Origin of the sequence: Parafrankia sp. Ea1.12 (assembly GCF_900465275.1) — a bacterium.
Taxonomy (GTDB): Bacteria; Actinomycetota; Actinomycetes; order Frankiales; family Frankiaceae; genus Parafrankia; species Parafrankia soli.
Window position 1 is genome coordinate 1 of record NZ_UBIZ01000475.1, and the last position, 26,926, is coordinate 26,926.

At 73.1% G+C, this 26,926-nt stretch carries 26 protein-coding genes; 5 read left to right on the top strand and 21 right to left on the bottom strand.

Translation table 11 applies throughout. From position 1 onward, the window contains the following. Positions 1-41: 41 nt before the first annotated feature. The 6 genes from cobA to FMEAI12_RS28335 all read right to left on the bottom strand — a co-directional run bounded on the left by cobA (position 42) and on the right by FMEAI12_RS28335 (position 5,614). Entirely contained in the window at positions 42-1,790 is a 1,749-nt protein-coding gene (gene cobA, locus FMEAI12_RS28310) for a uroporphyrinogen-III C-methyltransferase (RefSeq protein ID WP_112108469.1), read from the bottom strand. A 70-nt stretch (positions 1,791-1,860) separates the two neighbouring features. Beyond that, the gene (locus tag FMEAI12_RS28315) at positions 1,861-2,532 is read right to left on the bottom strand and encodes a phosphoadenylyl-sulfate reductase (RefSeq protein ID WP_112108470.1); all 672 of its coding nucleotides are present in this window, start codon (positions 2,530-2,532) and stop codon (positions 1,861-1,863) included. Further along, complete coding sequence (locus FMEAI12_RS28320; RefSeq protein ID WP_018505187.1) at positions 2,532-2,750, bottom strand: hypothetical protein; 219 nt, start codon at positions 2,748-2,750, stop codon at positions 2,532-2,534. The genes FMEAI12_RS28315 and FMEAI12_RS28320 overlap by 1 nt, the downstream gene beginning before the upstream one ends. Further along, the gene (locus tag FMEAI12_RS28325) at positions 2,747-4,519 is read right to left on the bottom strand and encodes a nitrite/sulfite reductase (RefSeq protein WP_112108471.1); all 1,773 of its coding nucleotides are present in this window, start codon (positions 4,517-4,519) and stop codon (positions 2,747-2,749) included. Before FMEAI12_RS28325 ends, FMEAI12_RS28320 begins: the two co-directional genes overlap by 4 nt. Before the next feature lie 56 nt (positions 4,520-4,575). Beyond that, positions 4,576-4,905, bottom strand: a complete 330-nt coding sequence (locus FMEAI12_RS38750; protein WP_112108472.1) for a hypothetical protein — start codon at positions 4,903-4,905, stop codon at positions 4,576-4,578. A gap of 148 nt (positions 4,906-5,053) precedes the next feature. Beyond that, positions 5,054-5,614, bottom strand: a complete 561-nt coding sequence (locus tag FMEAI12_RS28335; protein ID WP_165938532.1) for a response regulator transcription factor — start codon at positions 5,612-5,614, stop codon at positions 5,054-5,056. A 694-nt stretch (positions 5,615-6,308) separates the two neighbouring features. Between FMEAI12_RS28335 and FMEAI12_RS28340 the strand changes: the two genes are divergently transcribed. After that, entirely contained in the window at positions 6,309-7,478 is a 1,170-nt protein-coding gene (locus FMEAI12_RS28340) for a helix-turn-helix transcriptional regulator (RefSeq protein WP_112108473.1), read from the top strand. 182 nt (positions 7,479-7,660) lie between these two features. On the opposite strand, the gene FMEAI12_RS28345 is transcribed toward FMEAI12_RS28340, so the two are convergent. The 8 genes from FMEAI12_RS28345 to FMEAI12_RS28380 all read right to left on the bottom strand — a co-directional run bounded on the left by FMEAI12_RS28345 (position 7,661) and on the right by FMEAI12_RS28380 (position 14,136). Continuing rightward, positions 7,661-8,512, bottom strand: a complete 852-nt coding sequence (locus tag FMEAI12_RS28345; RefSeq protein WP_041256667.1) for a menaquinone biosynthetic enzyme MqnA/MqnD family protein — start codon at positions 8,510-8,512, stop codon at positions 7,661-7,663. A gap of 74 nt (positions 8,513-8,586) precedes the next feature. Continuing rightward, on the bottom strand, positions 8,587-8,895 hold the full coding sequence (locus FMEAI12_RS28350) for a hypothetical protein (RefSeq protein WP_071066468.1): 309 nt from the start codon (positions 8,893-8,895) through the stop codon (positions 8,587-8,589). Next, positions 8,895-9,302 carry a hypothetical protein gene (locus tag FMEAI12_RS28355; RefSeq protein ID WP_112108474.1) on the bottom strand — a complete coding sequence of 136 codons (408 nt, stop codon included), beginning with the start codon at positions 9,300-9,302 and terminating at the stop codon, positions 8,895-8,897. Before FMEAI12_RS28355 ends, FMEAI12_RS28350 begins: the two co-directional genes overlap by 1 nt. A 7-nt stretch (positions 9,303-9,309) precedes the next feature. Then, positions 9,310-10,458 (bottom strand): aminofutalosine synthase MqnE, encoded by a 1,149-nt coding sequence (gene mqnE / locus FMEAI12_RS28360; protein ID WP_041254931.1) that lies wholly within the window; start codon positions 10,456-10,458, stop codon positions 9,310-9,312. Positions 10,459-10,568: 110 nt separating this feature from the next. Further along, positions 10,569-10,871: a hypothetical protein gene (locus FMEAI12_RS28365; protein ID WP_235014693.1), complete on the bottom strand. Its 303-nt coding sequence runs from the start codon at positions 10,869-10,871 to the stop codon at positions 10,569-10,571. Positions 10,872-10,973: 102 nt separating this feature from the next. Further along, on the bottom strand, positions 10,974-11,750 hold the full coding sequence (locus tag FMEAI12_RS28370; protein WP_020463537.1) for a UbiX family flavin prenyltransferase: 777 nt from the start codon (positions 11,748-11,750) through the stop codon (positions 10,974-10,976). 8 nt (positions 11,751-11,758) lie between these two features. Further along, positions 11,759-12,688, bottom strand: coding sequence for a menaquinone biosynthesis prenyltransferase MqnP (mqnP, locus tag FMEAI12_RS28375; RefSeq protein ID WP_200835441.1), 930 nt, complete (start codon positions 12,686-12,688; stop codon positions 11,759-11,761). Then, positions 12,685-14,136 carry a menaquinone biosynthesis decarboxylase gene (locus FMEAI12_RS28380; protein ID WP_112108485.1) on the bottom strand — a complete coding sequence of 484 codons (1,452 nt, stop codon included), beginning with the start codon at positions 14,134-14,136 and terminating at the stop codon, positions 12,685-12,687. The genes mqnP and FMEAI12_RS28380 overlap by 4 nt, the downstream gene beginning before the upstream one ends. A gap of 339 nt (positions 14,137-14,475) precedes the next feature. Between FMEAI12_RS28380 and FMEAI12_RS28385 the strand changes: the two genes are divergently transcribed. Further along, positions 14,476-14,892, top strand: coding sequence for a PLD nuclease N-terminal domain-containing protein (locus FMEAI12_RS28385; protein WP_112108487.1), 417 nt, complete (start codon positions 14,476-14,478; stop codon positions 14,890-14,892). Between the two features lie 61 nt (positions 14,893-14,953). On the opposite strand, the gene ccsB is transcribed toward FMEAI12_RS28385, so the two are convergent. From ccsB to hemL, 7 genes are all read right to left on the bottom strand, one after another. Next, a complete protein-coding gene (gene ccsB / locus FMEAI12_RS28390; protein ID WP_112108475.1) occupies positions 14,954-16,144 on the bottom strand; it encodes a c-type cytochrome biogenesis protein CcsB in 1,191 nt (396 codons plus the stop codon). Then, a complete protein-coding gene (locus tag FMEAI12_RS28395) occupies positions 16,144-18,285 on the bottom strand; it encodes a cytochrome c biogenesis protein ResB (protein WP_112108476.1) in 2,142 nt (713 codons plus the stop codon). Before FMEAI12_RS28395 ends, ccsB begins: the two co-directional genes overlap by 1 nt. Further along, the gene (locus tag FMEAI12_RS28400; protein ID WP_112108477.1) at positions 18,282-19,310 is read right to left on the bottom strand and encodes a cytochrome c biogenesis CcdA family protein; all 1,029 of its coding nucleotides are present in this window, start codon (positions 19,308-19,310) and stop codon (positions 18,282-18,284) included. Before FMEAI12_RS28400 ends, FMEAI12_RS28395 begins: the two co-directional genes overlap by 4 nt. Before the next feature lie 6 nt (positions 19,311-19,316). Beyond that, positions 19,317-19,874, bottom strand: a complete 558-nt coding sequence (locus FMEAI12_RS28405) for a TlpA disulfide reductase family protein (RefSeq protein WP_071066476.1) — start codon at positions 19,872-19,874, stop codon at positions 19,317-19,319. Between the two features lie 294 nt (positions 19,875-20,168). Beyond that, on the bottom strand, positions 20,169-21,089 hold the full coding sequence (locus FMEAI12_RS28410; RefSeq protein WP_112108478.1) for a putative RNA methyltransferase: 921 nt from the start codon (positions 21,087-21,089) through the stop codon (positions 20,169-20,171). A gap of 22 nt (positions 21,090-21,111) precedes the next feature. Further along, positions 21,112-21,756, bottom strand: coding sequence for a histidine phosphatase family protein (locus FMEAI12_RS28415; RefSeq protein WP_112108479.1), 645 nt, complete (start codon positions 21,754-21,756; stop codon positions 21,112-21,114). After that, on the bottom strand, positions 21,753-23,108 hold the full coding sequence (gene hemL, locus FMEAI12_RS28420; RefSeq protein ID WP_112108480.1) for a glutamate-1-semialdehyde 2,1-aminomutase: 1,356 nt from the start codon (positions 23,106-23,108) through the stop codon (positions 21,753-21,755). The genes FMEAI12_RS28415 and hemL overlap by 4 nt, the downstream gene beginning before the upstream one ends. 595 nt (positions 23,109-23,703) lie before the next feature. Between hemL and FMEAI12_RS28425 the strand changes: the two genes are divergently transcribed. The 3 genes from FMEAI12_RS28425 (at position 23,704) to FMEAI12_RS28435 (ending at position 26,811) form a co-directional block, all read left to right on the top strand. Further along, on the top strand, positions 23,704-24,468 hold the full coding sequence (locus FMEAI12_RS28425; RefSeq protein WP_112108481.1) for a PadR family transcriptional regulator: 765 nt from the start codon (positions 23,704-23,706) through the stop codon (positions 24,466-24,468). 307 nt (positions 24,469-24,775) lie between these two features. Next, positions 24,776-25,987, top strand: a complete 1,212-nt coding sequence (locus tag FMEAI12_RS28430) for an ATP-binding cassette domain-containing protein (RefSeq protein WP_112108488.1) — start codon at positions 24,776-24,778, stop codon at positions 25,985-25,987. Further along, on the top strand, positions 25,984-26,811 hold the full coding sequence (locus FMEAI12_RS28435) for an ABC transporter permease (protein WP_112108482.1): 828 nt from the start codon (positions 25,984-25,986) through the stop codon (positions 26,809-26,811). Before FMEAI12_RS28430 ends, FMEAI12_RS28435 begins: the two co-directional genes overlap by 4 nt. Positions 26,812-26,926: the final 115 nt, after the last annotated feature.

A 26,926-nucleotide genomic window follows, 5' to 3' on the forward strand; every position in this document is an offset into this window, starting at 1 on the left:
GGCGTCGGCAGGCCCCCGACCGGGTCTGCCGACGCCCTGGGCTACGCCGTCGGCGCTCGCCGGCCGGCCACGAGATCGGCGACCGCCGCCGCGAGCGGGTAGATCCCCGGCTCGGACGGGATCGCGTCCACCCGCAGGCCAACAGCCTCGCAGGCCTGCGCGGTGCGCCGGCCCATCGCGGCGACGAGGACACTGTCCGGCAACGGACCGTACAGCTCGACCAGGCAGCGGGCCGCCGTCGACGACGCCAGCGCGACGGCGTCGACGTCACCATGGCGCAGTTCCTCGGCGATCCGCGGGTCGGCCTCGGCGGGCGCGTCGGCGAGCAGCCGCACGCGACGCAGCGTCCGGATCCCCACCGGCGGCGGCGCGGCCCCGCAGATCACCACCCGCAGCCCGGGCACCGGGACCTCCGTCACCACCGTGTGGGCGACCTGGACCTCGGCCGACGACCGCGCGCAGGCCAGCCCCAGCGCGTCGAGCGCGGCGGCGGCCGAGGCGGATGCCGCGACGAGCGTCAGCCCGGCGAGCGCCCGCACGTCCGTACCCGCGCCCCGCAGCAGCGAGACCACGGCGGCGACCTCGTCGGAGTCAGCCAGCACGAGGCCGTCCGCACCTGGAAGCGCCTCGCGCAGCGGCGTCGCGTCCCCGGTCGGGACGAGCCGGCTGACCACCGTCTCGACGGCCTCGCCGCCCAGCTCGCGCAGCCTGCGGGCGAGCAGCCCCTGCCGCGCCCTGGTACGCGGGACGAGGACACGGATACCCGCCAGCGGAGCGTCGCCGGCCACCCCGGGCCGCCCCGACGAGGCGCGGCCGCCCTGCCCGCCGGAGACACTCCGACCACCGAAGACGCCCCGACCGCCGGAAATGCCCTGCCCGTCGGAAATGCCCTGCCCGTCGGGGACGCGCGTGTCCCGCGTGCCGTACCCGTCAGGGACCCGCTCGCCGTGATCGGCGTCGGCCTCGACCACCGGCGGGATGGGGACGGCGGCGTCCCTGCGTGCGGCGACCTCGCCGACGACCAGCACCGCCGGGGAGCGCAGCCCGAAGGCCACGGCGTCGACGACGAGGGCGTCCAGGGTCGTGCGGAGCACCCGCTGTGCCGGGGTCGTGCCGCGCTCGATGACAGCGGCCGGGGTCCCGGGCGGACGTCCGCCCGCCAGTAGCGCGTCGACGATGTCGACCAGCCGGGCGACCCCCATGAGCACGACGATCGTGGCGCGGGAGGCACCGAGCGCGGCCCAGTCGACCGTCGACTCGGGGTGCCCCGGCGGCAGGTGGCCGGAGATGATCGCGAGATCCTGCGCGACACCACGGTGCGTGACGGGGATGCCGGCGTACGCGGGCACGGCGATCGCGGAGGTCACGCCGGGGACCACGGTGCAGCTGACACCGGCGGCGGCGCAGGCCTCGGCCTCCTCGCCGCCCCGGCCCAACAGGAACGGGTCGCCGCCCTTGAGCCGCACCACCCGGGCGCCGGCGCGCGCGTGCTCGACCAGCAGCGCGTTGACCTCGTCCTGGCTGCGGGACGTCGTCGGGCTCTTGCCCACGTGGATGACGCGGGCGTCCGGCCGGGCGACGTCGAGGAGGACGGCTGCGGCCAGGCGGTCGGTGACGACGACGTCGGCGGTGGCGAGCAGCTCCCGCCCGCGGACCGTCAGCAGCCCGGGATCACCCGGCCCAGCCCCCACCAGCCATACCTCGCCGGGCCGACTGACCTGGGAAGGTGCCGGATCCGACCCGGATCCACGGGCTTGCGGCCCAGGTGTCACGACTGCCACGGCGTGCACGGTACAGCGTGGTCCTGGCCACCTGCCCCGAACTGTGCGCCACCCGGCTCCCGGCTGCGGGCCAAGCGAACTAGTGGATGCCGCACTCGGTCTTGGTCGTACCGGCCCAGCGGCCGTCCCGGCCGGCGCCGCGCTGGGTGCACGGCCAGCAGCCCACCGACTCGTAGCCGTCGGAGAGCAGCGGGTTCACGATCACGTTGTGCTCCTGGACGTACCGCTCGACGTCCTCGTCCGTCCAGGTGGCCAGCGGGTGGATCTTGGCCTTGCCGCGGCGCTGATCCCAGCCGACGACCGGCAGGCTCTTGCGCCCGGCGGACTCCACCCGCCGCGAACCGGCCGCCCAGGCCCGGTAGGGGGCGAGCGCGCGGTCCAGCGGGACGATCTTGCGCATCCGGCAGCACAGGTCCGGGTCGCTCTCGTAGAGCCGCGGCCCGTGCACGGCGTCCTGACCGACGACGGTGAGCTGCGGGCGGGCGCTGATGATCGGCAACGAGTAGGTGTGCGCGACGGCGTCCCGGGTGCCGATGGTCTCCGCGAAGTGGTAGCCGGTGTCGATGAAGACCACCGGGACGTCCGAGCGGATGCGCGCGAGCATGTCGACGAGGACCGCCTCGGCCATCGACGCCGCGACGACGAGACCGGTGCCGAACTCGTCGGCGGCCCACTGGAGGATCTCCTCCGCCGGGGCGCCCTCGAGCTCGTCGCCGGCCCGCAGTGCCCGGGCCTTCAGCGCGGCATCCATCAGTTCTTCTCCTCCACGTCCGACGGCGCCACGACGGTGCCGTTCGCCGAACCTGTTCTGGCTGTGGCCAGCGCAGTGAGACTGAGCCGGAAGGCGCGCCGGCACGACCGGCACGACCAGTGCCCGTGGCCCTCGCCCGTCCCGCCCGGCGCGGGCTCGGGAACGAGGTCCTCGTCACCGCAGTAGGGGCAGTAGAACGGGACGGCGCGGGCGCTCACGTCGCGCCGCCCTCGGTCTGGCCGCCGGCCGGGCCGGCCGACGCGGAGCCGGCCGACGCGGAGCCGGACCCGACGCCGGTCAGCAGCGCCTCGTCCGCGCGTTCCGCCCAGTCGGCGAAGGTGTCGCCGTCGGCCCGGTGTTCCTGGTAGGTCTCCAGCAGGCCGACGACGTAGTCGACCAGGCCGTCGGCGGTCACCTTGAGACCACGTGACTTCCGGCCCAGCCGGGAGCGGGTGCCCAGGTGGCCACCGAGGTGGACCTGGAACCCCTCGACCATCTCGCCGTTGTCGTCCGGGACGAGCGAGCCCTTGAGGCCGATGTCGGCCACCTGGAACCGCGCGCAGGCGTTCGGGCAGCCGTTGATGTTGATGCCGATGGGCTCGTCGAAGTCGGGCAGCCGGCGCTCCAGCTCGACGATGAGGTCGCGGGCGTTGCCCTTGGTCTCGACGATCGCCAGCTTGCAGAACTCGATGCCGGTGCAGGCCATCGTGCCGCGGCGGAAGACGCTCGGCCGGACGACCAGGTCGAGCGCGGCCAGCTCCGCCTCGAGCGCGTCGAGATTCTCGCCGGGGACGTCCAGGATCACCAGCTTCTGGGTGGTGGTCGCCCGGATCCGCCCCTGGCCGAACCGGTCGGCGAGGTTCGCGACGGCGGTGAGCGTCGTCCCGGTGAGGCGGCCGGCCCGCGGCGCGAAGCCGACCGCGAAGAACCCGTCACGCTGCTGGTGGACGCCGATGTGGTCGCGGCCCTCGTTGCGGGGCGGCAGCGGCGCCGGGCCGTCCGGCAGCGCCGCGTCCAGGTACTCCTTCTCCAGGGTCGAGCGCACCCACTCGACGCCCATGTCGGCGACGAGGAACTTCAGCCGCGCCCTGGTCCGCATCCGCCGGTAGCCGTAGTCACGGAAGAGCTGGATGACGCCGTGCCACACCTCGGGCACCCGCTCCGGGGTGACGAAGGTGCCCAGGCGCACGCCGAGCTTCGGGTTCGTCGACAGCCCACCGCCGACCCACAGGTCGTATCCGGGGCCGAGCTCGGGGTGCACGACACCGACGAAGGCGATGTCGTTGATCTCGTGCAGGGTGCACTGGTCGGGGCAGCCCGACATCGCGCTCTTGAACTTGCGGGGCAGGTTCGACAGCGTGGTGTCGCCGACGAACCGCTCCACCACCTGGTCGATGACGCCGGTGGCGTCGATGACCTCGTCGGCGTCCACCCCGGCCAGCGGGCAGCCGAGGATGACGCGCGGGGTGTCGCCGCACGACTCCTCGGTGGTCATCCCCGCGGCCTCGAGCGCCCCCCAGATGGCCGGGACGTCCTCGATGCGGATCCAGTGCAGCTGGATGTTCTGGCGGTCGGTCACGTCGGCGACGTCCCGGCCGTAACGGGTGGAGATGTCAGCGATGATCCGGAGCTGTTCGGAGGTCATCCGGCCGCCGTCCAGGCGGATGCGCTGCATGAAGTAGCGGTCGTCGAGCTCCTCGGGCTCGAGGACGGCGGTGCGGCCGCCACTGATCCCCGGCCGGCGCTGGGTGTAAAGCCCCCACCAACGGAACCGGCCGCGCAGATCCTGCGGGTCGATCCCGTCGAACCCCGTGTGCGGGTACTCGTTCAGGATGCGTTCGCGCACGGCGAGGCCGTCCTGGTCCTTCTTCATCCGCTCGTTGGGGTTGAGCGGCTCGGAGTAGCCCAGCGCCCATTGGCCCTGCCCCTTGGGTCGGGACGGGCTTTGCGGGCGCGCGGCACGCGGGGGTCGAGCAGGAGAAGTCATGAGATCTCTCGGTGAGCAGGGTCCACGACGGCGTCGAACGCCGGCGCGGGCGGAGTTCAGCGGGAGCGGCGACAGCCGGCGCTGGAGACGCGCAACAGGTCGACGTGCAGACGTGCGACCAGGCGGAGGTCGACGGGGCAGACGTCACCCGGCCGGGACGCGAGCGCGCCGCGGACGCCGGACGGACCATGCCGGCCCGGCTGGCCGGAGCCGGAGTACGCCGACGGCGCCGAGGGGGCCGTCGAGGCACCGGGCATGAACCGGATAACGTTGATCCCCGACCGTGACGGCCCAGCCGGCGGGAACGCGCCAGCGCGTCGGCGACGGGCGTCTGTTCGCCCGACCGACGGCTCCAGCAGATGGACCCGGGCAGTCACGATGGCCATGCTCCCACAGATGACGCCCTGACGTCGTGGTTGTGTCGTCACACCCCATCTGGGTCACGGCTCACACACGACGCGCGAACGACCGGGAATTCGAGCCGACGGCACGGCCGGAACCGGGCCGAAGCGGGACGGGGCTCGCCCGTGGGGCTCAGACGAGGCGTGGGCGCCGGCACATCTGCCGGAGCCGGTCGAGCAGCGCGCTGGTGGACAGGTCCTTCTCCATCAGCTCGTCCGCGCCGAGGGCCATGACCTCGTCGCGCAGCGCGCTCTCGGAGAAGCCGGTGAAGATCACCACTCGCGCGTCGGGCGCCGCCATCCGCACATGCGGCAGGGCTCCGATGCCGTCGAGCACGGGCATCGCGACGTCCAGCAGGACGAGGTCGGGCGCGGTCTGGGTGACGACCTCGACGGCCTCCGCCCCGTTCGTCGCCCGGCCGACCACGGTGAAGTCCGGCTCGGTGTCGAACAGGAGGCAGAGGAGCTCGCGCAGCCCGTCGGCGTCATCCGCGATCACGACGCGGAACGGACCGGGCCGGAACCGGCCGCGCCCGGCCGGCGCGCGGGCCACCTCGGCGTCGGAGACACCGGCTCCGTTGAGACCGGCCCCGTTGAGACCGGCTCCCGCGACGCCGACTTCGGGGAGACCGACTTCAGCGGCGCCGACTTCAGCGACGCCGACTTCCGCGTCCGTCGACGGCCAGCAGTCCATCACTCGTCTTTTGTACGCGCCGCGGGCGAGTCGTGCCCATCGTCATTCGGGATGGTTTCGCGGTATGACCCGACCGCGCCGGGTACCCCACCCGTTCGCTCCCACCCAGAAGCACCTGACGGGCCACCCAGAGCGGATACCCGGGCCGGTGCGGCGAATTGTCTCGACCAGGCGGCGAGCGCGGGCTTTTCAGGCCCTATTTCCGATCCGTCGATCAAAAACACTGAAGACACAATCGATTCACAATACCGGAGGGTGGATTCCGGGAAAACAGGGATGTCGCCGCCGGACGGGATCCGGACGGTCGCCGAGCGCATACCAGTCAGCACCCAAACCCACCCCGCACGCCCCGACGGGCAATCCGTCATCCAAGGCAACGATCACGGAGTGTGATCAGATTCGGCGTCACACAGCTACCACACACCAACGGGTCGACGACGACTCTCCGTGTCTAGGACCTTTGGCCCCTAGTCGTCACCTGCGCCAGGCGGAGTATTCTGATCACACAAGGTGATGTCTCGTATCCGTGACCCGAACGGGCCACACCCTTGGAAACCCACCAGGCACACGACGGCAGGCACCAGATCCGTATGGTGCGTGAACGCGGTCGGCTGACCGCACCACGCGTCCAGGCGGGAAGGTGCCGCCGCGTCCCATAACGGTGAGCAGGCGGCCAGCGGAAGGATCGGCGCAGATGCGGCAACGGAGCCGAGGCCGGCAGGGTTCGAGTACCGCGGAGGACATCCTCCCGACGGAGATCCGGCGGCGCCGGTGTGAGCGCGGCCTGTCCCGCGACGAACTGGCCGGGCGGACCGGATACAGCCGCCAGTACATCGGCCAGCTGGAACAGCCCAGCCGGGGCATACCGGCGCGGCCGGTCCTCGCCGCGGTCGACGCGGCCCTGGAGGCCGGGGGCGCGCTCGTCGACCTGCGCGAGGCCGCCATCGCCGAGCGCACCGAGCGGCACCGCCGCCAGCCCGACGCGGAGATCGAGTCCCGCCGGCGGATCGGTGACCTCCTCGACCACCGGCGCTCAGACCGCGAGCTCGACTATCTCGACCGGCTCGCCGCCGACCTCATCGCGGCGGCCGACCTGCTGGACCCGGCCGACCTCACCGCCCAGGTCCTCGACCAGCAGGCCTTCGTCGACCAGCTCCTGCGCACCCCGATGCTGCCGCACCAGCAGTTCCGCCTCTTCATGATCGCGGGCCACCTGGCCGGGCTGCTGGCCATCTCCCTGCTCGACATGGACGAGCTCGCGAAGGCCAGCACCTGCTGCCTGGAGGCCGCGGTGTTCACCGAGCTGACCGGCCACGAGGGCCTGCGTGCGTGGACACTCGCCGTCAACAGCCTCATCGACGCGGCCGCCCGGCACGCCGAGGAGTCCGAGCCCGCGGCGGGGCGGGCCGGGCTCGACGGCCGCCGAGCGGAGCAGGGGCTGGTGGCGACGCGCTCCGCCGGTTCGGATCTGCGGGCCGGCACCCACGCGGCCCGTACCGGCGCGGCGGACAGCCAGGACGGGGTCGACCACCCGCTCGAATCCACCGCCGATCACGCTGGGTACATGGAGGGCCGGGGGCGCGGCGCCGGCATCGCACCTTCGGGTGGCGCGGCCGCCCCGCGCTCGACCTGGAACCACCAGCAGAGCGACGGAGTACCGTCACTTTCCGCGACAGGCGTGAGCGGCGCCGCAGCCGCGCAACAACCGAACCTGGACGAGATGCTGATTGCGCCGGGTGGCCGGGCGACACCGCCTCGGCTCATCGCTCTCGTCAAAAGCCGGATCGCACGTTTCGCGACGGCCAGTGCGCAGCGGGCCACACCCCCGGTGGGTATCTCCCAGGCATTCCGGCCGCCTGTCTAATACGTCACCATTGCGGCGTTGCGAGTAGGTCACCGGGGCGGCCCGGCAAGCCGGCGATCATTAGGTCCGCCGCCGACCGGGATATCCGGGTCGCTTCCCGGCACCGGCGCACCACTCGGGCATTCGTGCCCGCCGCGCCCGGCGCGGATGACTAGACGCGGCGGGCGCGGCGAGAGTCGGCGTCACACCGACGCAAAAACGATCTCGCCGAGCGGTGGCACGTCGCCACGGGCCGCCGCGCGGCGGGCGAACTCCAGGATTCCGGCCTGCTGGCGGGCACCCAGCCGGAAGTCGAGCGTCGTGAAGTAGCGGGCCAGCGTCGCGGGGTCGAACACCTCGAACCGTGCCGCGCGCCGGGCGACCTCGTCCACTTCGAGCAGGGCCGCGTCGAGACTCGACCGGAAGGCCTCGTGAACCTCCTTGACCACGCCGGGATGGGCCGCGGCGAACGAGCGCCGGGCTGCCCAGAGGGCGAACACCATCGGCAGGCCGGTCCACTCCCGCCACTCGCGAGCGAGGTCGAACACCCGCAGCGGATGGCCCGGGCCCGCCCGCTCCGCGTCGTAGGTCGCCCGCAGCGCCACATCGCCGATCGTGACGGCCAGGTCGGCCTCACGCAGCATCAGCGGGATGTCAGGCGGCATGGTCACGTACTGCGGGCGTAGCCCCCACCGCTGCTCGAACAGCATGCGCGCGAGCAGCACACTCGTCCGGGACGTCGAGCCCAGCGCGACGGTGCGGACCTCGCTGAGCGGGAGCGCGCTGGTGGCGACGACCGACAGGACCGGCCCGTCGGAGCCCACGGCCAGATCCGGGAGGACGGCGAGATCCCCGGCGTGCCGGAGATACTCGACGAGGCTGATCGGGCCGATGTCGAGGTCACCGGCGACCAGTGCGTCGCTCAGGCGGTCCGGGGTGTCCTTGGTCAGCTCCAGGTCGAGCAGCGCACCGGAGTGGACCAGGCCCCAGTAGAGCGGCAGACAGTTGAGAAACTGGATGTGGCCGACCCTGGGCCGACCCGGCCGCTCCGCCACTTCCGGCCGCTCCGCCGCTTCCGGGCGCTCCGGCCCGCCACCAGGTCGGTGGTCAGCCAGGCCGCCCGGGGCCGTCACCAGGGTCGGCCGCCGCGCCGCGCCGCGACATTGTCCAGGACGGCCCGGCGCTGGCGCAGCGCCAGCGGGTAGCTGAGCAGGCCGCTGATCACGGCCGCGAGCGCGAACCCCAGCACGCCGCCCACGCCGGCCAGGAACAGCACCCCGAGGACGGCGCCGAACATCGCCGCGCGCAGCGCGAAGTACCGGAGGTTGAGCCCCATGAGCCCGCCCTCACCCGGCGCGGCTCCGGCCCGCCCGCGACCCGCGCCACCCGTGCCGATGGGGTGGCCGCCAGCGGACGGCGACACGTCGTCAGCGGACATCATGCTCTCCGGTTTCTGGCGGGACGCCCCCGACGGCGGCGCACCCAACCGAGCCGTTGCAGGACCGATGGAAAGAACCCCAGCCCGACGATGATCACAAGCAGCCCGAGCAGGCCGGCCGGGCCGATCGCCAGGCCGCACCACCGCAGCAGGCTGTAGGCGACCAGCCCCGGTACCAGGATCACCAGGAACGCGAGCACGAAGATGGAGCCCATCCCAGGCGCGCCCTCCGGGCGGACCGGGCGGACCGGGCGAGCGCCCCCGGGCGGCGGGCCCGCCGGCCCGCCCGCGTGATCCGGCGGGCCGGGCGCCGCCGGCCCGCCGGCCACGACCGGGCTGTCGGCCACGACCGGGCTGTCGGGCCGCGATCCGCCGCCCGACCGGGCCGGGTTCTCCTCGAGCGCCATCGCCGGGTCAGGCGTCGATCGAGACGGGGTTGTCCCGCCGGGTGGTGTCCGGACCGTCGTACCTGCGCACGACCCGGTAGCGGGTGTCCCGCTCGACCGGCCGGAAGCCCGCGTCACGGATCACGGATAGAAGATCCTCCCGGGTCATCGTGTTCGGCGTTCCGAAGCCGTCCGCGTCGTGAGTGATCTTGTACTCGACGACCGAGCCGTCGAGGTCGTCGACGCCGAAGTTCAGGGACAGCTGGGCGGTGGTCAGCCCGTGCATCACCCAGAAGCACTTGACGTGATCGACGTTGTCGAACAGCAGCCGCGACACCGCGAACGTCTTGAGAGCCTCCGCACCGGTCGCCATCGGCTGGTTCATCAGGCGGTTGCGGGGATCGCCGACCGAGTCGTGCTGGAAGCGCAGCGGGATGAACACCGCGAAACCGCCTGTCTCATCCTGCAGCTCACGCAGGCGCAGCACGTGGTCGACCCGGTGCCGCGGCTCCTCGACATGGCCGTACAGCATCGTGCACGGCGTGCGCAGGCCCTTGGAGTGCGCGAGACGGTGGATCCGCGACCAGTCCTCCCAGTGGGTCTCGTGGCCGACGATCTTCTGCCGGACCTCCCAGTCGAAGATCTCCGCGCCGCCGCCCGTCAACGACTCCAGGCCCGCGTCGATGAGCTCGTCCAGGATCTCGTCCGCGGAGAGGCCGCTGATCTTCTCGAACCAGTGGATCTCGGTGGCGGTGAACGCCTTGAGCGCGACGCCGGGCAGCGCCTTCCCCAGCTCGCGCAGCGACCGCGGATAGTAACGCCACGGCAACGTCGGGTGCAGGCCGTTGACGATGTGCAGCTCGGTGATCCCGGCCGGCTCCATATCCTTCGCCAGCCGGACGGCCTCCTCGATGCGCATGGTGTAGGCGTCCGACTCGCCGGGCTTGCGTTGGAACGAGCAGTAGGCGCACGAGGCCGAGCAGACGTTCGTCAGGTTGAGGTGCCGGTTCACGTTGAAGAAGGTCTGGTCGCCGTTCTTTCGGGTACGCACCTCGTGCGCGAGACCGCCCAGCCAGGCGAGGTCGTCGCTCGCGTAGAGGGCCTCACCGTCGGCCCGGCTGAGCCGGGCACCGTCGTGGACTTTGGCTTCGATCTCGCGCTTGAGCCCGGCATCCATGCGATCCAGCGTAGCTCCGCGGACCGACAATCCATGACGTCCCGGTCCGCCAGCGGTGCCGTGATCCCCGCCGCAGGCCCGATCGCGGTCGCTGCCCGAACCATGCACAGTCACCCTCGGGAAGCGGGCGGGTTCCCGGTGGAGTCTTCGGCCCTGGCCCGCTCGGCGGACCGTTGCGCGGCCCGCCGCTGCATGCGGCCCAGCGGCCAGGTGAGGAGCCCGGCCGCCGCGAAGCCGATGAGGACGCCGAGCAGCGGGGCCACCCCGACCGCGATGAGGACCACGGTGAGGATCACGAGCACGGCAAGCCGGATCAGGAAGTACGGGAGCTGGACGCGCAGATCCGGGGCGACCTCGGGCTCACGGCGCGGCCGCCGCTGGCTCCCGGAACCCGCCGCTGCCCCGGGGCCCATGGGTGCCCCGGGCCGCGCAGGCTTCGCGGGCCCCGCGGACGCCGGGTTCCGGCCACGTGCCTGTCCGGCTTTCTTTCTCGCCATGACGTTCCCGCCCGTCCCTTATCCGCTGGTCGGGGCGCGCCGCGGCCCGTCCCCCAGGTCTGTTGTACGCGCCGGGGCGGTGCGGGCGGCGCCGAGCTCGCCCGTCCACCGGCGGAACAGGGTGTTGGGAACGCCGGCGGCATCGAGAACCCGGCCGGCGACGAAGTCCACCAGGTCCTCCGCGGCGCGGGCGCCGGCGTAGAAGCCGGGACTGGCCGCGGCCACGACGGCACCGGCGGCGTCCAGGTCGAGCATGTGCCGCAGCGTGGCCCGGGTGTAGGGCATCTCCCGGGGCACCACGACCAGGCGCCGGCCCTCCTTGAGGGTGACGTCCGCCGCGCGCTGGAGCAGGTCCTTGGACAGGCCGAGGGCGATGCCGGCGACCGAGGCGGTGCTCGCCGGGACAACGATCATCCCTTGGGTCGGGTAGGAGCCACTGCTCGGGCGCGCACCCATGTCGTCGGGCGGGTGGACGTCCACCAGGCGGTCGACGCGGGCGGCCACCTCGGCCGCGTCGGCGCGGGGCCGGCCGTCGAGCCGGGTGCGGAGCCAGCTCGCCAGCGGGTCGCGCCAGGCGCCGTCCCGCCAGCCGATGCCGGTCTCGTCGAGCAGGGTGAGCCGGGCCGCGCGGGAGACCACGATGTCGACGGGCAGATCGGCGGCCAGCAGACCGCGCAGGACGGCGGCGGCGTAGGGCGTTCCGCTCGCGCCGCTGACCCCGACGACCCAGGGCCGCCGCGGATCGCCCCCCGTCGCGGGCGGGCCGCCGGGTGCGCCGGCGGCGGATCGGGACATCCCGTGGATCAGCCGGACAGACCGCGGCTGACCAGGTCGGCCAGCGCGAAGGCGAACAGGCCGATCCCCACGAAGCCGTTGGCCGTGAGGAACGCGCGGTTCATCCGGGAGAGATCGGTCGGCGAGACGATCGCGTGTTCGTAGCAGAAGGCCGCCGCGGTCAGCACCAGGCCGGCCCACCACCAGGCACCGAAGTCCTCCAGCAGGCCGAACACGACGAACAGCGCGAAGGTCACGACGTGGGTGACGACCGAGGCCGCGAGCGCGGCCCGGACGCCGAACCGCGCCGGAACGGAGCGCACCCCGATCCGCCGGTCGACCTCGGCGTCCAGGCAGGAGTAGATCAGGTCGAAGCCGCCGATCCAGGTGCCGACGGCGAGCCCGAGCAGGACGGCCGACCACGACCACCGGCCGGTGATGGCGATCCAGGCGCCGACCGGGGCCACGGCCTGGGCGATCGCGAGGATCGCCTGCGGGAAGTCGGTGAACCGCTTCGCGTAGGAGTAGACGAAGAGCGGGGCCACCGCGACCGGGGCCAGTGCCAGGCACAGCCAGGACAGAGCCGCGGCCGAGCCGAGGAACACCGCGAGCGCGACGATCGAGCCGACAACCGCCGTGCGGACGGACACCACTCCGGTGACGAGCTCGCGACCGGCGGTACGCGGGTTGCGGGCGTCGATGGCCCGGTCGATGATCCGGTTCGTGGCCATCGCGAACGTGCGGGCCGCCACCATCGCGACCGTGACGAGGGCCAGGTCGCGCCAGTGCACCGACCGCGAGACCGCGAAGCAGGCCGCGAGCGCCGCCACGTAGGCGAACGGCAGTGCGAAGACGGAGTGCTCGATGACGACGAGCCGCAGGAACGCGCGCACCGGGCCGTGCGTCGGCCCGCCGGAGGCCCGCCCGGGCATGCCTGGGGCGAAGGCGGCGTCGCTCACAGGCCGTACTCCTTCCACCGACGCGTCACCCTGTCCCGGACGGCCTCATCCATGACGATCTCCTCGGGCCATCCGCCGTCGCGCCGGTATCCCTCGGTGGGCAGCTTGCGGGTCGCGTCGACCCCGACCTTGCCGCCGTAGAACTGCTCGTAGGAGGCGTGGTCGAGGTGGTCGACCGGGCCCACCGTGGTGAGCAGGTCGTGCGCGTAGTCCACATTGCCGAACGCCCGCCAGGCGACCTCGTGGTAGTCGTGGACGTCACAGTCGGCGTCGACGACGATGATCAGCTTCGACAGCGAGAGCAGGCCCGCGCCCCAGACCGCGTTCATCACCTTCTGGGCGTGCTTGGGGAACCGCTTCTCGATCGAGACGATCGCGCAGTTGTGGAAGACCCCGGCCTCGGGCAGGTCGTAGTCGACGATCTCGGGGATCATCATCCGGATCAGCGGCAGAAAGATGCGCTCGGTCGCCTTGCCCATCGGCCCGTCCTCCTGCGGTGGACGTCCGACCACGATGCTCTGGAAGACCGGGTCGCGCTGCATGGTCATCACGTCGACGTGCAGCGCGGGGAACGGCTCGATCGGCGTGTAGAAGCCGGTGTGGTCTCCGAAGGGCCCTTCGGGCAGCCGTTCGCCGGGCTCGAGCCAGCCCTCGAGCACGACCTGGGAGTTCGCCGGCACCTGGAGCGGGACGGTCAGGCAGTCGACCATCTCGACGCGCTCGCGGCGCAGGAAGCCGGCGAACAGGTACTCGTCGATCTCGGCGGGCAGCGGGGCGGACGCCGCGTAGGTGACAGCGGGGTCGCAGCCGAACGCGATCGCGACCGGCAGCCGCTCGCCGCGCCGCTCGGCGACGGCGTGGTGGGCGTTGGAGTCCTTGTGGATCTGCCAGTGCATGCCGACGGTGCGGGCGTCGTGCTGCTGCAGCCGGTACATGCCGAGGTTGCGCGCCCCGGTCTCGGGATGCTTCGTGTGGGTCAGCCCCAGGTTGAGGAACGGCCCGCCGTCACGCGGCCAGGCGTGCACGCCGGGCAGCAGGTTCAGGTCGACGTCCGAGCCCTTGAGGACGACGTCCTGGCAGGGAGCGGTGCGGACCTTGCGCGGCGGCAGGGCGGTGAGCTGCGCGGCCTTGCCGAGCGCGTCACGCAGGCCGCCGAAGCCGACTGGCAGCTCGGGGCGCAGCATCTCGCCGATGCGCGTGCCGACGTCGTCGAGGCGGTCGACGCCGAGCGCCGCGGCCATCCGTGCCTCGGTGCCGAACACGTTGATCGCCAGCGGCATGTCGGAGCCGAGGGGCTTGTCGAAGAGCAGTGCCGGGCCGCGTTCGCGGACGACCCGGGTGACGATCTCGGTCACCTCCAGGCGGGTGTCGACGGGAACCCGCACCCGGCGAAGGTCCCCGCTCCGGTCGAGGTGAGCGAGGAACGCGCGGAGATCGGCCCAGGCCATGGCGTCCATCTTTGCAGCGCCGGCGAAGGGCTGCTGGTCGTACCCTGTCCCAGGGCGCTCCAAGCGTCTGGCGCGTCACATTCGCGACCGGTGAACAGCGCCTTCGCGGACCGCTGGGACATGGCGTCCACCCGGGAGGCACACTAGGGACACACGAGACGTTCATCCTGGAAGCCGTGGATCCGACAGAGCGGGTCCGGGAGGCCGGGGGCGGACAGTCCAGCGCCGGTGACCGCGAGGTGCCGGTGCGTCTTCGACAGGGGCACGCCGATCGGCGATGTCCACGGGCAGGTGCGCGGCGGCGCGCCGCTCACAGCGAGTGAGAGGAGCGGTCGGCCGGTGCTGGGTCTCGCGCTGACATTCCTGATCATAGGTGTCTGGGTGTTTTCGGTCATAGACGTGATCGGCACTCCAGCGGACGCGGTCAAGGTCGTGCCCAAACCGATCTGGCTGATCGTGCTGATCGTCTTCTTCTTCCTCGGCTCGGTCTGCTGGTTCCTGTTCGGGCGGCCACGCGTCGCCCACGGCTACGACGGCTACGAGCGCCGTGCGGCCTCGGACCACCCGGCGTTCGGCGGCCGTGGGCCATGGGGAACCGAGCGTGCCGCCGGCGGCCGCACCCGCTCCGGGGTCTCCCGGACAGGGATGCGCCGCCAGGCCGTCCGTCCCGTCGGCCCGGACGACGATCCCGAGTTCCTGCGGGAGCTCGCCAACCGCATCCGCGGCGGCGAGCCCGAGCCGCCCGCCCGCGGCTGACCCCCGACTGCCGGCCCCACGGCCGGCAGCCCAGGGGTCAGTTCCACCCGTTGCCGGTGCCTCAGACCCCGGCGTACGAGTGCAGGCCGCTGATCACCAGGTTCACCAGGTAGTAGTCGACGAACAGCGCGCTGAAGGCCAGCAGCGAGACCGCCGCCGCGCGCCGTCCCCGCCACCCGGCTGTCGCGCGGGCGTGCAGGTACGCCGCGTAGATCACCCAGGTGATGAAGGACCAGGTCTCCTTCGGGTCCCAGCCCCAGTAGCGGCCCCAGGCCGCCTCGGCCCAGATCGCCCCGGCGATGATGGCGAACGTCCAGATCGGGAAGGCGAACGCGATCGCGCGGTAGGTGATCGTGTCGAGGGTGGCCGAGGACGGCAGGCGCATCACGATCCCGCCCCGGCTGCGCATGGCTCGCGACGCCTCGGCGCGGCCGGAGGCCACCTCGGCCAGCCGGTTCTCCCAACGGTCCTTCAGCAGGAACAGGACCGTCGTCACAGCGGACACCAGGAAGACACCGCTGGCGACGATCGCCCCGGCGACGTGGATCCGCAGCCAGTACGAGTTGAGCGCTGGGACGAGCGGCCCCGCCGCGACGTAGAGGACCGTGCCGGCGAAGCCCATGGAGAGCACGACCGGGACCATCACGAAGACCCCGAGCCACCGGATCTGCTGGCGGGTCATCAGGGCCAGGAACGTCGTCACCGCGATCAGGCAGATCATGGACGAGAACTCGTACATGTTGCCCCAGGGAACCCGGCTCGCCGCGATCGCCCGGGTGACCGCCGAACCGACGTGCGCCACCCAGCCGACGATCGTCAGAACCACCGCGATCCGGCCGATCCAGGGCGCGAACCCGGATCCGGCGGCATCGCCACCGCCCGCCGCGACGTCCGAGCCCGCGGCCCCTCCGGCCGCGTCCGCCAGGCCCGCGGTGCCCGCCCCTGCCCGCGTCGCCTTCCCGGGCCTGCCCGGCTTCCCGGCGGCCTCGATGCTGCCCCCGGCGGCCTCGGCGGTGCCGGTGGCGGAGGTCGCGGCGCCGACCAGGATCTCCTGCTTCTCGGCCTGCGCACCGGCCTCGCCGGCGGTCTCCAGCTGCCCGTCACCGTCCGCGGTGGCGGCCTTCCCGGACGGCGTGCCGAGCCGGCTGAACGCGAACTCGGCCGCGTATCCGAGCATCCCCGCCGCGTAGACGGCGACCGACGTCCCGAACAGCAGGTCGGACAGATTGGCCATGCCTTCGTTGACCGGCATCAAGGCTCCCGTTCGCTGGTGGCGCTGATGGTCGTGCTCGTGACCGGGTCGGCCGGCATGGCAGCGGCCGGCTTCTCCCCGTCCGCGGCGGCCCCGTCCGCGGCGGCCCCGTCCGCGGCGGCCCCGTCCGCGGTGGTGTCGGCCGCGGTGGCCTCGGCCTCGGTGGTGTCGAGCCGGATCTCCTCGCTGAGGGCGGCCAGCTCGGCGGCGAAGCCCTGCGCGTCCGATCTGGAGAGGCCGCCGACCTCCACCGTGCTGCCGCCACCGTCCAGCGGGGTCGCCCGCACCCACACCCGGCGGCGCCGCACCCGCAGGCTCGCGACGAGGCCGAGAATGATGACGACGGACGCGCCCAGCACCAGTCCCTTGTAGGGGTCCGACTTGGTCTGGAACGTGGCGAACTCGTGCACGCCGTCCACCTCGAGCGAGAGGCCGCCCGGCAGGCCGGTCAGCGTCCGCTGCCCGGGGTTGTTCAGGGCGACGACCTGGGCGATCCGCTTCTCCCCGGCCGGCCCGGTCATCGGGAACTGGGTCATGTCCCGGGTGTCGACGGCGTAGACGTTCTGCGGGATGCCCTCGTTGAGGTGCAGGTTCCCGACGAACCCGGTGAGCGTGAGCCCGGGCGCCCGCGCCGCCGGAAAGGTGGAGACGTATCCGTGCCCCGGGTCCAGCACGGTGGTCGGGGTGAACACCCCGCTGAACGCGAGCTGCTGCGGCTCCTGGCGCTCCCCCACCGGCGGCAGGCCGGTGTCGGGGATCTTGACCGTGCAGGTCGAGGTGAACATGCCGTCCCGGGGCGTGCAGGGCACATAGGACTCCCAGACGACCGCGCCGGCGGGGTCACGCAGGACGAAGTGCGGCGCGTAGCCGTGACCGATCAGGTAGATCTTCGCGCTGCCGATCCGCAGCGGGTGGTTGACCCGGATCGTGTCGGTGCGCACGGGCGAGCCGATGTCCGACTGGTACGAGACGTCGGCCCGGAAGTCCGCGGGCTGGCCGTTGTCCTGGTACGAGGCGGAGAACTGGTCGAGGGTGAGCGAGAACGGCGGCAGGCCGGCCGCGTCCACCAGCTCGCCGCCGCTGTACTGGTCGTAGGAGATCAGGGTGTTCGCGAACCCGTTGCCGGTGACGACCAGGACGGTGCCCTGGTAGCCGAACCACGAGCCCAGCCCCATCCCGGCGAGGAGCGCGACGAGCGCCAGGTGGAACACCAGGTTGCCGCTCTCGCGCAGGTAGCCCTTCTCCGCGGCGACCGAGTGGTCCGGCGAGCCGTCGGGACGGCGGGCGTCACCAGGCGCGACGGCCACCCGGAACCGCCGCCCGCGGAGCGCCCCACGGGCCAGGTCGACGGCGTCCGGGGCGTCGAGCGGGCTCGTCCAGGTGCTGCCGCCGGGCAGCCGGCCCGGCCGGGCCGGCGCCTTCGGCGGGGCGGTGAACAACGCCCGCGCGTGCCAGTGCACCCGCGACCAGAGACAGCCGATCAGCGAGATGAACAGCAGGAGGTAGATCGCGGCGAACCAGGGCGCGCCGAAGACGTTGAAGACGGAGAACCGGTCGAGCCAGGGGGCGAGCGTGGGGTGCTCGGCGAAGTACTCCTCGACCTTCATCGGGTTGAGGTTGCGCTGGGGGATGAGCGAGCCGGGCACCGCGGCCAGCGCGAGCAGGAAGAGCAGCACCAGCGCGGTGCGCATGCTGGTGAGCTGCCGCCAGGACCGGACCAGCAGCGCGAGCCAGGCGGCGCGCGGCCCTGCGCCGGCTGCACCGGCTGCACCCGCGAAACCAGCGGAACCAGCGGCACCGGCTGCGTCCGCGGAACCAGCGGCACCGGCCGGTTCCGCGGAACCGGCGGCACTCGCGGCGCCGGCCGGCCGCGCGTCAGCGCCGGTTTCCTGTCCCGCTTCCGGGACGTCTCCCGGGCCCGTTCCCGAGACGGTTCCGGCTCCCGACTCCGAATCCGCCTTCGGCGCCTCGTCCGGGCCCGTCTCCGGGGCGCTCCCCGCCGGCCCGCGGGCCGCGGGCGGGCGCCGCGACGACGCTCGCGGAGCCGGTGGGTCGAACGCCTCCGGGGCCTCGAGGACCGTCGGATCGTCCGGGCGCAGCCCGTCGACATGTCCTGACGGCGCGGTGGGACGTGTGCTCACAGGGGCGTCTCCGAGAATCCGGGCGCGTAGGGGCGCAGCTCGGCGACAAGGTCGGCCCAGGCTCCGGTGAGCTGCAGAACGCCCACCGTCACCAGCAGGGCGCCGCCGGTCAGCGCGAGGAGTCGGGCGTGGCGGCGAACCACCCGCAGGGCACCGGCGGCCCGGCGGAAGGCCAGGCCGACAGCCAGGAAGGGCAGCCCTAGCCCCAGGCAGTACATGGCGGAGAGGAACGCGCCGCGCCCGGCCGTCGCGCTCTGCGCGGCGAGCCCCAGCACGGCGGCCAGGGTCGGGCCGATGCACGGCGTCCAGCCGAGACCGAACAGCAGGCCCAGCGCGGGGGCGCCGAGCAGCCCGGGATTGGGCATGCGGTGGAAGCGCCACTCCCGGTTGGCCCAGGACATCTGGGAGAACACTCCGGCGAAGCCGAGCCCCATCACGATCGTGACCACACCGAGCACCTGGCTGAGCCCGACCTGGTGCAGGTTCAGCCACTGGCCGAGGCCGCCGAACGCCACCCCGTACGTCACGAACACGACGCTGAAACCGAGCACGAACAGCCCGGTTCCAGCGGTCACCCGGCCGACCCTGCGCAGCTCCCCCAGCCGCCGGACCAGCGCGGACGGCTGCCCGCCGGCGGCCGCCGCAGCACCGCCGGACGGCGGTACGCCGACGGCCGGCAACGCACCGGACCCCCGCCCGGGGCCACCCACGTCGGCCGCGCCTGACATGCCTGACACGCCTGCGGCGGCGGGCGCTCCGACAGCCGCGGGCGCTCCGGCGGCAGCCATCGGCGCGGCGGCGGGCTCGCCCGGCTCCGCGGTCGCGGCGAACGCCGCGGAGCCGGCGGAGGCTGTCTGCGCCGGACGGCGCTGGAGATCCTCGCCGGACAACCCGGTGATGAAGGACAGGTAGCCGGGGACCAGCGGCAGCACGCACGGCGACAGGAAGGACAGCAGCCCCGCCGCGGCCGCGACGGGCGCCGCCAGTAGCAGCGGGCCGTCCGTGACGACGTCCACGACACCCATCCGGAACTAGACCTCCGTCCGGAGCCGCTCGAGCACGGTGGTCAGCTCCGCCGGCAGCACGCCACCGGTGAAGCGCGCGGCGATGCGGCCGTCCGCGTCGAGGACGAACGTCGACGGCAGGCCCGGGGCGACCGGCCAACCGGCGGCGAGCGTGCCGAGCCGGTCGACGATGCTCGGGTACCCGACCTTGAAGTCGCGGGTGAACGCCTTCGCGCTGGAGGCGTTGTCCTTCTCGTTCACCCCGACGAAGGCGACGTCCGGATTCCTGCCGGCGAGTGTGACGAGACCGGGGGTCTCCGCCCGGCACGGGGCACACCAAGAGGCCCAGAAGTTCACCACGACGGGCTTGCCTCGCAGCGAGGCGAGGTCGAGCTGGCTCCCGTCGAGCGTCGCGCCGGACATCCCCGGCGGTTCACGGCGGTCCGCGGCGGGCACGAAGTCCTGCCCGGGTGCCTGTTGAACGAATCCATAGCCCCCGCCACCCGTGGCGTCGACCTTGCTCGCGTTCGCCGAGCAGGCCGCGAGCCCGCCGCCGACCAGCAGCACGGCGGCGACCACGGCCATCACGCGGCGTCTCCGCCCAGTGTCCCGCTCCCAGCCCAGGATGAGCCCGCTCCTTTCGGCATCGCCGACCTTCTACGACCAACCGTAGAACTACGCCCTCCAGAGTAGGTGCCCCGTGAGCCGCACGCGTCAGGGCTTGGCCGCACAGGCCCCGGACGTCCGTCCCAGGACCTTCGACTCGGCCCCGTGGCACTGACGCGATCCAGGCGCTCCAGCCCGGCCGGCACACCGGGACCGCACACCGGGCCGGCTGTGCCGGCAACGCCGGTTCCGGCAACGCCGGCCCGCCACAGGTCAGGCCTCGGGCGCCTGCGCGCGGTCGATGACGAAGGAGGCGGTGACGTCCATCGCGGCCCGGCCGGGGGGCCACACCGCGGCCAGGCGCCGGCGCAGCTCGGGCGCGCCCGTGTGATGCCCGGTGGGGCCCATGAGAGCCACGTCGACGACCTCGTCCACGCCGAGCTGGAGGGTACGGGTCAACGTTTCCCAGGAGAGCTGGGCGAACCGGCCGGAAAGCTCGTCCGCCAGCCGTGCCCGCTTGCCCGGCTGGACGCCGACGAGCCCGAGTGGCTCCCGCAGCTCCGCGAGGTGCCCCTCTCCGGGTGTGACCAGAAGCAGCGTGCCCCCCGGCCGCAGCAGCCGGCGCATCTCCGCGAGGTTGCGCGGCGCGAAGACGTCCAGCAGGACGTCGACGGACGCGTCGGGCAGCGGCCAGCGGTCGGCCACGTCGAAGGCCACGGCACCGATTCGCGGATGGACCCGTGCCGCGCGGCGCAGCGCGTACTTCGACACGTCGACGGCGATCCCGAGCCGCCGCGGCCCCGCGTCCACGACGGCCGCGAGGTGGTGGGCGGTGCCGGCGCCGATCTCCAGCACGAGCTCGGGAGCACCGGCCGCCGGATCACTGACCGCCGGGTGATCGGCTGGCGGAGCATCGGCCGGTGTCCGCCCGCCCCCCGTTCGGGCCGCGGCAAGTTGGACCAGGCGGGCGGTGAGCGGCGCGTAGTGGCCACCCCCGAGGAAGTCGACCCGGGCCTGGACCATCTCGGCGGTGTCCCCGGACACCCGGCGGGCCCGGCCCGTACGCAGGTTCAGGTAGCCGGACCGTTCGACGTCGAAGGAGTGCCCCGCGGCGCACCGCACGGCACCCTCCGGGTCGGCCAGGGGCGCCGCGCAGACGGGGCACCGCAGGAGGCGCAGGGCTGGATGGATCATCCGACGCGGTGGGGGCCGGCCCTCACGCGCCCACGGAGCCGGGCGCGTTGGCGGTGGGCCCGTTGGGCTCGCTGTACTCCACCCGGAGGAGCTCCCCGGCCACGTAGACGGCCGAGGTGACGCTCGCCAGCGCGCACTGCCGCCGGTCCGGGCGGTGCCACAGGTGCTGCTCCTCCAGCGCGCGCCGGGCGATCCACACCGGAAGCTGGTGGCTGACCAGGACAACGTGCCGGCCCCGATGGGCGTCCCGCCACTCGGCGACGCTGCCGAGCATGCGCCCGGCGATCTCCGTGTACGGCTCGCCCCAGGACGGCGTCAGCGGGTTACGCAGCAGCTTCCACATCGCCGGATAGCGGAACACCGCGGGGCCCGCCTCGAAGGTCCTGCCCTCGAACGCGTTGCGGCTTTCGATCAGCCGCGGGTCGACCTGCAGCGGCACGCCGTGCGCCGCCGCGATCGGGGTGGCCGTCTGCTGCGCCCGGTCCAGCGGGCTCGCCACCACCGCGGCGACATCGAAGCCGGCCAGGTACTCGGCGGTGATCTTGGCCTGCCGCTCGCCGGTCTCGGAGAGCCGGTAGCCGGGCAGCCGGCCGTAGAGCACCTTGCTCGGGTTGAACACCTCGCCGTGCCGGACGAGGTGCACGGTCGTGACCTCCGGCCCGCTCACACGGCCCCCCCGCCGACCGCGACCGCCGCGCCCACCGCCACCGCCGCCGCGGCCCGGGCGGCCGCCGGTGCCGCCGCGGCTATCCGTTCGACCGCCTCGTCGTCGTGCGCCGCCGAGACGAACCACGCCTCGAAGGCCGACGGCGGAAGGTAGACCCCCGCGTCGAGCATGGTGTGGAAGAAGGCGGCATAGCGCTCGCTCGCCTGCCGCTTCGCGCCGGCGTAGTCGATGACCGTCGTCGCGTCGGTGAAGAACACGCTGAACAGCGACCCAGCGCTGTTGAGCAGGTGCGGGACGCCCTGCTCGTTCAGGGCGGTGGAGACGATGCCGGCGACGTCGGCGGCGCGCGCGTCGACCGTCGCGTAGACCTCGTCGGTGCAGGCGCGCAGCGTGGCGAGCCCGGCGGCCACCGCGAGCGGGTTCCCGGAGAGCGTCCCGGCCTGGTAGACGGGGCCGGCGGGGGCCAGTCGGGCCATCACGTCCGCCCGGCCACCGAAGGCCGCGGCCGGCAGGCCGCCGCCCATCACCTTGCCGAAGGTGAACAGGTCGGGCACCCAGCCCTCCACGGCGCCCTCCAGGCCCCACCAGCCGGTGCGGGAGACGCGGAACCCCGTCATCACCTCGTCGAACACCAGCAGGGCGCCGTGGGCGTCGCACAGGCGCCGCAGGCCGGCGTTGAAACCGGGCAGCGGCGGGACGACCCCCATGTTCGCCGCGACGGACTCGGTGATGACCGCCGCGATCGTGTCGCCGCGCTCGGCGAAGGTCGCCTCGACCAGGGCGAGATCGTTGTAGGGCAGGACGATCGTGTCGGCGGTCGCCGCGCCGGTGACGCCCGGGGTGTCGGGCAGGCCGAGGGTCGCCACCCCGGAGCCGGCCGCCGCGAGCAGCGCGTCGACGTGCCCGTGGTAGCAGCCCGCGAACTTGACGATCGTGGGACGTCCGGTGAACCCCCGGGCCAGCCGGATCGCGCTCATCGTCGCCTCGGTGCCGGAGTTCACCAGGCGCACCTGTTCGACCGGGGCCACCCGCTCGACGATGAGCTCCGCGAGCTCCACCTCGCCGGGGGTGGGCGTACCGAAGCTGGTGCCCCGGGCCGCGGCCGCCGTGATCGCCTGGACCACGTCGGGATGGGCGTGGCCCAGGATCATCGGACCCCAGGAGCACACAAGGTCCACGTAGGTGCGGCCGTCGGCGTCGACGAGCCGCGGGCCGGACCCGGAGGTCATGAAGCGGGGAGTGCCCCCGACGGCGCGGAAGGCACGCACCGGCGAGTTCACCCCGCCGGGGACGACCCGCTGGGCCCGCCGGAAGAGATCATCGGATGCGGGTGCGGTAGACGGAACCACCATGCCCCCGATCCTCGCAGGTCTCGCCGCGAGCCCGCGCCCGGCGCGGGTGCTGCCGCGGATCCGGCACCGAGAGCGGGAGCGGGAGCGGGGCCGGAGCGGTCGGCACCGACCGAGGCCGCCGGCGGACGGGGGTCTGCCCCGGCCGCCCACCGGCGGCGGCTCCGGTTACCAACTTTCGTCCCGACCCGGCACCTGCGCGCCGGGGACGAACCAGACCCTAATCCTTCATCTACCCGGGTCTTGCTTGGCCGCCAGTGACGATGGTATGCCCCGCCGCGAACTCGACGGGCGCCCGGCGGACCTTGCGGGCCCGGTGGATGTCCTGATGATGCCGGAACCGGGCCCGGGGTGCCTCCGCCCGCACCGATGATCGATAGGCGCGGTTGTCCTAGGCGACCTTCCCCACACGGGCCACCGGCCCGACTCCCCGCTATCCCAGGAACGGCGGTTGACCTTCAGCCATCCGAACCCTGATACTCGGCGGCGAGTAATCGGTACCAAGCAGCACAGAAACACGGGACGCGGGCCAGCAGCCCAGGCACGGGCGGCAGGGGCACCGGCGGCACGCGAGCCACGGGCGGAGGACGGAGAACTCATGGCACGGCGCAGGATGTCGAATCCGCTCGCCCTGGCCGTCCTGGCGCTGCTGAACGAGCGCCCGATGCATCCTTACGAGATCTCGACGACGCTGCGTGAGCGGCGCAAGGCCGACAGCATCAAGCTCAACTTCGGCTCGCTCTACACGGTCGTCGAGAGCCTGGAACGCGCCGGCTGCATCGTCGCGACCCGGACCGTGCGCGAGGGCCGCCGCCCGGAGCGGACGATCTACGCGATCACCGACGCCGGGCGGGTGGAGCTCGACGACTGGATGGCGGAGCTCGTCAGCACGCCGGTGAAGGAGTACACCCGCTTCGAGGCCGCCCTCTCACTGCTCCCCGTGCTGCCACCGGACGACGCCGTCCGCATGCTGAGCGAGCGTCGGCAGCGGCTGCTCGAGGAGTCCGAGGCGGCGAAGGCCACCGCGCGGCTGGCCACGGTCGAGAACCTGCCCCGGATCTTCCGCCTGGAGGGCGAGTACGTCGACGCCCTGCGGGACGCCGAGCTGCGCTTCGTGGACGCCCTCATCACCTCGATCGCCACCCGCGAGCTGGACGGCATCGAGCTCTGGGACGTCTTCCACGCCGACACCGCCCGGCCGGAGGAGATGCACGCGCTGGTCACCGCGGTGAAGGAGAAGATCGCCGGAGGCCGGTGGGGCGAGCTGACACCGGCGCTGCTCGCCGAGATGGAGACGCTCTCCGGCGGGCCCGCGGCGATCGAGGGCGGCGGCGACGGCACCACCGGCGGGGGGCCGCGATGACGACGTGACGACGACGGGTCCCCCGCACCGGTGCGGCAACACCGGCGCCGGGGACCCGCCCGGCGAGCGCCCGACCTCGCGGTGTTTCCACCGCGCGTACCGGACACCTTCCCAGGTCGACGATAACCGTCCCTGGTACGCGGCAAGGCCGGCTCCGCTCGCCCCGGACGGCGCCGCCACGGCGTCCGGCCCCGGACACGGGCCGGACGCGGTCGGCGTGCGCCCTGACAGCGGCCGCGCCGGGATCACCCGGTGCGGCCTGGGCCTGCACCGCCCGAGCGGGCGGCATCACCACCAGGGAAATCCCATGGCAGCACCGTCCAAGGCGTCCGCCGCACCCGCGGCGGGCGCGACGCCCCGGGGGGCCGCGAGCCCGCCCGACCCGACCGCGGCGATAACTGTCGCCGACCTGCACAAGTCGTACCCCGGCCGGGGACGCGGCGCCCGGCCCGTCCCGGCCCTGGCCGGCATCGGCTTCACGGTTCCGGCGGGAACAGTGTTCGGCCTGCTCGGGCCGAACGGGGCCGGCAAGTCGACCACCGTCAAAATCCTGAGCACGCTGTCCCGCGCGGACTCGGGCACGGCCAGCGTCGCCGGCTACGACGTCCGCCGCGATCCCGGCCTGGTACGCCGGTCGATCGGCCTGGTCACCCAGAAATCCGGCACGGATCTGGACGCCACCGGCCGGGAGAACCTCTGGCTACAGGGCCGCCTTTACGGGCTGGGCGGCCCCCGACTGACCCGCCGGGTCGACGAGCTCCTCGACCGTTTCGACCTCGGCGCCGCTGCCGACCGGCTCGCCCGCACCTACTCCGGGGGGATGCTGCGCCGGCTGGACGTCGCCGTCGGCCTCGTCCACCGTCCGTCCGTCCTGTTCCTCGACGAACCGACGACGGGCCTGGATCCACAGGCCCGGTCGGCCATGTGGCGGGAGATCGCCGACCTCACCGCCGACGGGCTGACCATCCTGCTGACCACGCATTACCTCGAGGAGGCCGACCGCCTCGCCGCCAGGGTCGCGATCGTCGAGGGTGGGCGCGTGGTCGTCGAGGGCAGTCCCGACACGTTGCGCAGCGAGCTGCGCGGTGACTCGGTGAACCTCGAGCTCGCCGCCCACCCGGAGGGCGACCGGACGCACGAGGGCGCCGAGCAGGCGGCCCGGATTCGTGAGCTCCTCGCCGCCGTCCCCGGAGTGCTGGACGTGGCCGTCGAGGGCCGACAGGTACGCAGCCGGGTGTCCGGCGGCGCCGCGACCCTGCCGGCGGTCATCGCGGCGCTGGACGGCGCCGGGCTGGCGGTGGCGTCGGCGACGATCGCCAGGCCCTCCCTGGACGACGTCTACCTGCGCCACGTGGGGCGCCGCATGCGGCCCGAAGCCCGTTCCGGGGATCCGGACGCCGCCGCGAACCCTCCGGACACCCCGCCTACACCGGACACCCCACGCACACTGGGCACGGCAGGCCAGCCGGGCACGGCAGGCGAGCACGGTTCGGGCACCGGGCAGGGGGACGTCCGATGAGCAGCTCCGTGCTGCCGGGACCGGCGGCGGGGAGCGCCAGGCCGGCCCGCGTGTCCGGGCGCGGGCAGCTCGCCGCGTTCTTCGTGCGCAACGTGCGCGCGCTGCTGCGCCAGCCGGCCTACCTGTCGATCAGCCTGGTCCAGGCCGTGGTGTGGCTGCCGCTCTTCGGGTCGCTGTTCCGCGGAGTCGCGGACATACCCGGATTCGGCGACGGCTCCTACTTCGACTACCTGACACCGGGCGTTGTGATGATGTCGGCGTTCTTCAGCGCCGGCTGGGCCGGGATGGGCTTCATCACGGACATGGAGCGCGGGGTCATGGACCGGATCCTCGCCGCCCCGGCCAGCCGCTGGGCGATCATCGGTGGCTGTCTTGCCTACCAGGCCCTGCTGACGACCGTCCAGACGATGATCATCCTGCTGCTCGGCTGGGCACTGGGAACCGACTACGGGGGCGGTGCCGTCGGACTGCTCGTGCTGGTCCTGGTCGCGATCGCGCTCGGCACCGTGGTCGCCGCGCTGTCCATGGCGCTGGCGCTGCTCGTCCGCCGTGAGGAGTCACTGGTCGCGGCGACCAACTTCCTCGCGCTGCCGCTGACCTTCCTCTCGACAGCGATGATGTCCCGCGACCTGCTGCCCGGCTGGATCCGGCCGATCGCGCTCGCGAACCCACTGGACTGGGCCGTCTCGGCGGCGCGCGAGACCATCGCCGCCGACCCGAACTGGGCGCTGGCCGGCTGGCGGGTGGCCGCCCTGACCGCCGCCGCCCTGACCGCCGCCGCCCTGGCCACCCAGGCCTTCCGCGCCTACCAACGCTCCCTCTGACCAAACCGGCCTCCGGTCAGGCCGGGCGGCTCGATGTGTGGCGGGTGAATGAGTCCATGGACTCATTCACCCGCCACGCTAAACCTGAGTCGAGGTTTGGGCCGCGGTGGGGGGG

Coding starts and splice junctions, on each gene's coding strand:
- FMEAI12_RS28380 (WP_112108485.1), bottom strand. CDS start 14,136: ATGGCCTGGGCCGATCTCCGCGCGTTCCTCGCTCACCTCGACCGGAGC.
- hemL (WP_112108480.1), bottom strand. CDS start 23,108: ATGGTGGTTCCGTCTACCGCACCCGCATCCGATGATCTCTTCCGGCGG.
- FMEAI12_RS28365 (WP_235014693.1), bottom strand. CDS start 10,871: ATGGGCCCCGGGGCAGCGGCGGGTTCCGGGAGCCAGCGGCGGCCGCGC.
- FMEAI12_RS28410 (WP_112108478.1), bottom strand. CDS start 21,089: ATGATCCATCCAGCCCTGCGCCTCCTGCGGTGCCCCGTCTGCGCGGCG.
- FMEAI12_RS38750 (WP_112108472.1), bottom strand. CDS start 4,905: ATGGCCATCGTGACTGCCCGGGTCCATCTGCTGGAGCCGTCGGTCGGG.
- FMEAI12_RS28400 (WP_112108477.1), bottom strand. CDS start 19,310: ATGGGTGTCGTGGACGTCGTCACGGACGGCCCGCTGCTACTGGCGGCG.
- FMEAI12_RS28315 (WP_112108470.1), bottom strand. CDS start 2,532: ATGGATGCCGCGCTGAAGGCCCGGGCACTGCGGGCCGGCGACGAGCTC.
- FMEAI12_RS28340 (WP_112108473.1), top strand. CDS start 6,309: ATGCGGCAACGGAGCCGAGGCCGGCAGGGTTCGAGTACCGCGGAGGAC.
- FMEAI12_RS28350 (WP_071066468.1), bottom strand. CDS start 8,895: ATGTCCGCTGACGACGTGTCGCCGTCCGCTGGCGGCCACCCCATCGGC.
- FMEAI12_RS28425 (WP_112108481.1), top strand. CDS start 23,704: ATGGCACGGCGCAGGATGTCGAATCCGCTCGCCCTGGCCGTCCTGGCG.
- FMEAI12_RS28325 (WP_112108471.1), bottom strand. CDS start 4,519: ATGACTTCTCCTGCTCGACCCCCGCGTGCCGCGCGCCCGCAAAGCCCG.
- FMEAI12_RS28405 (WP_071066476.1), bottom strand. CDS start 19,874: ATGGCCGTGGTCGCCGCCGTGCTGCTGGTCGGCGGCGGGCTCGCGGCC.
- FMEAI12_RS28435 (WP_112108482.1), top strand. CDS start 25,984: ATGAGCAGCTCCGTGCTGCCGGGACCGGCGGCGGGGAGCGCCAGGCCG.
- FMEAI12_RS28335 (WP_165938532.1), bottom strand. CDS start 5,614: ATGGACTGCTGGCCGTCGACGGACGCGGAAGTCGGCGTCGCTGAAGTC.
- FMEAI12_RS28430 (WP_112108488.1), top strand. CDS start 24,776: ATGGCAGCACCGTCCAAGGCGTCCGCCGCACCCGCGGCGGGCGCGACG.
- FMEAI12_RS28355 (WP_112108474.1), bottom strand. CDS start 9,302: ATGGCGCTCGAGGAGAACCCGGCCCGGTCGGGCGGCGGATCGCGGCCC.
- ccsB (WP_112108475.1), bottom strand. CDS start 16,144: ATGCCGGTCAACGAAGGCATGGCCAATCTGTCCGACCTGCTGTTCGGG.
- FMEAI12_RS28370 (WP_020463537.1), bottom strand. CDS start 11,750: ATGTCCCGATCCGCCGCCGGCGCACCCGGCGGCCCGCCCGCGACGGGG.
- mqnE (WP_041254931.1), bottom strand. CDS start 10,458: ATGGATGCCGGGCTCAAGCGCGAGATCGAAGCCAAAGTCCACGACGGT.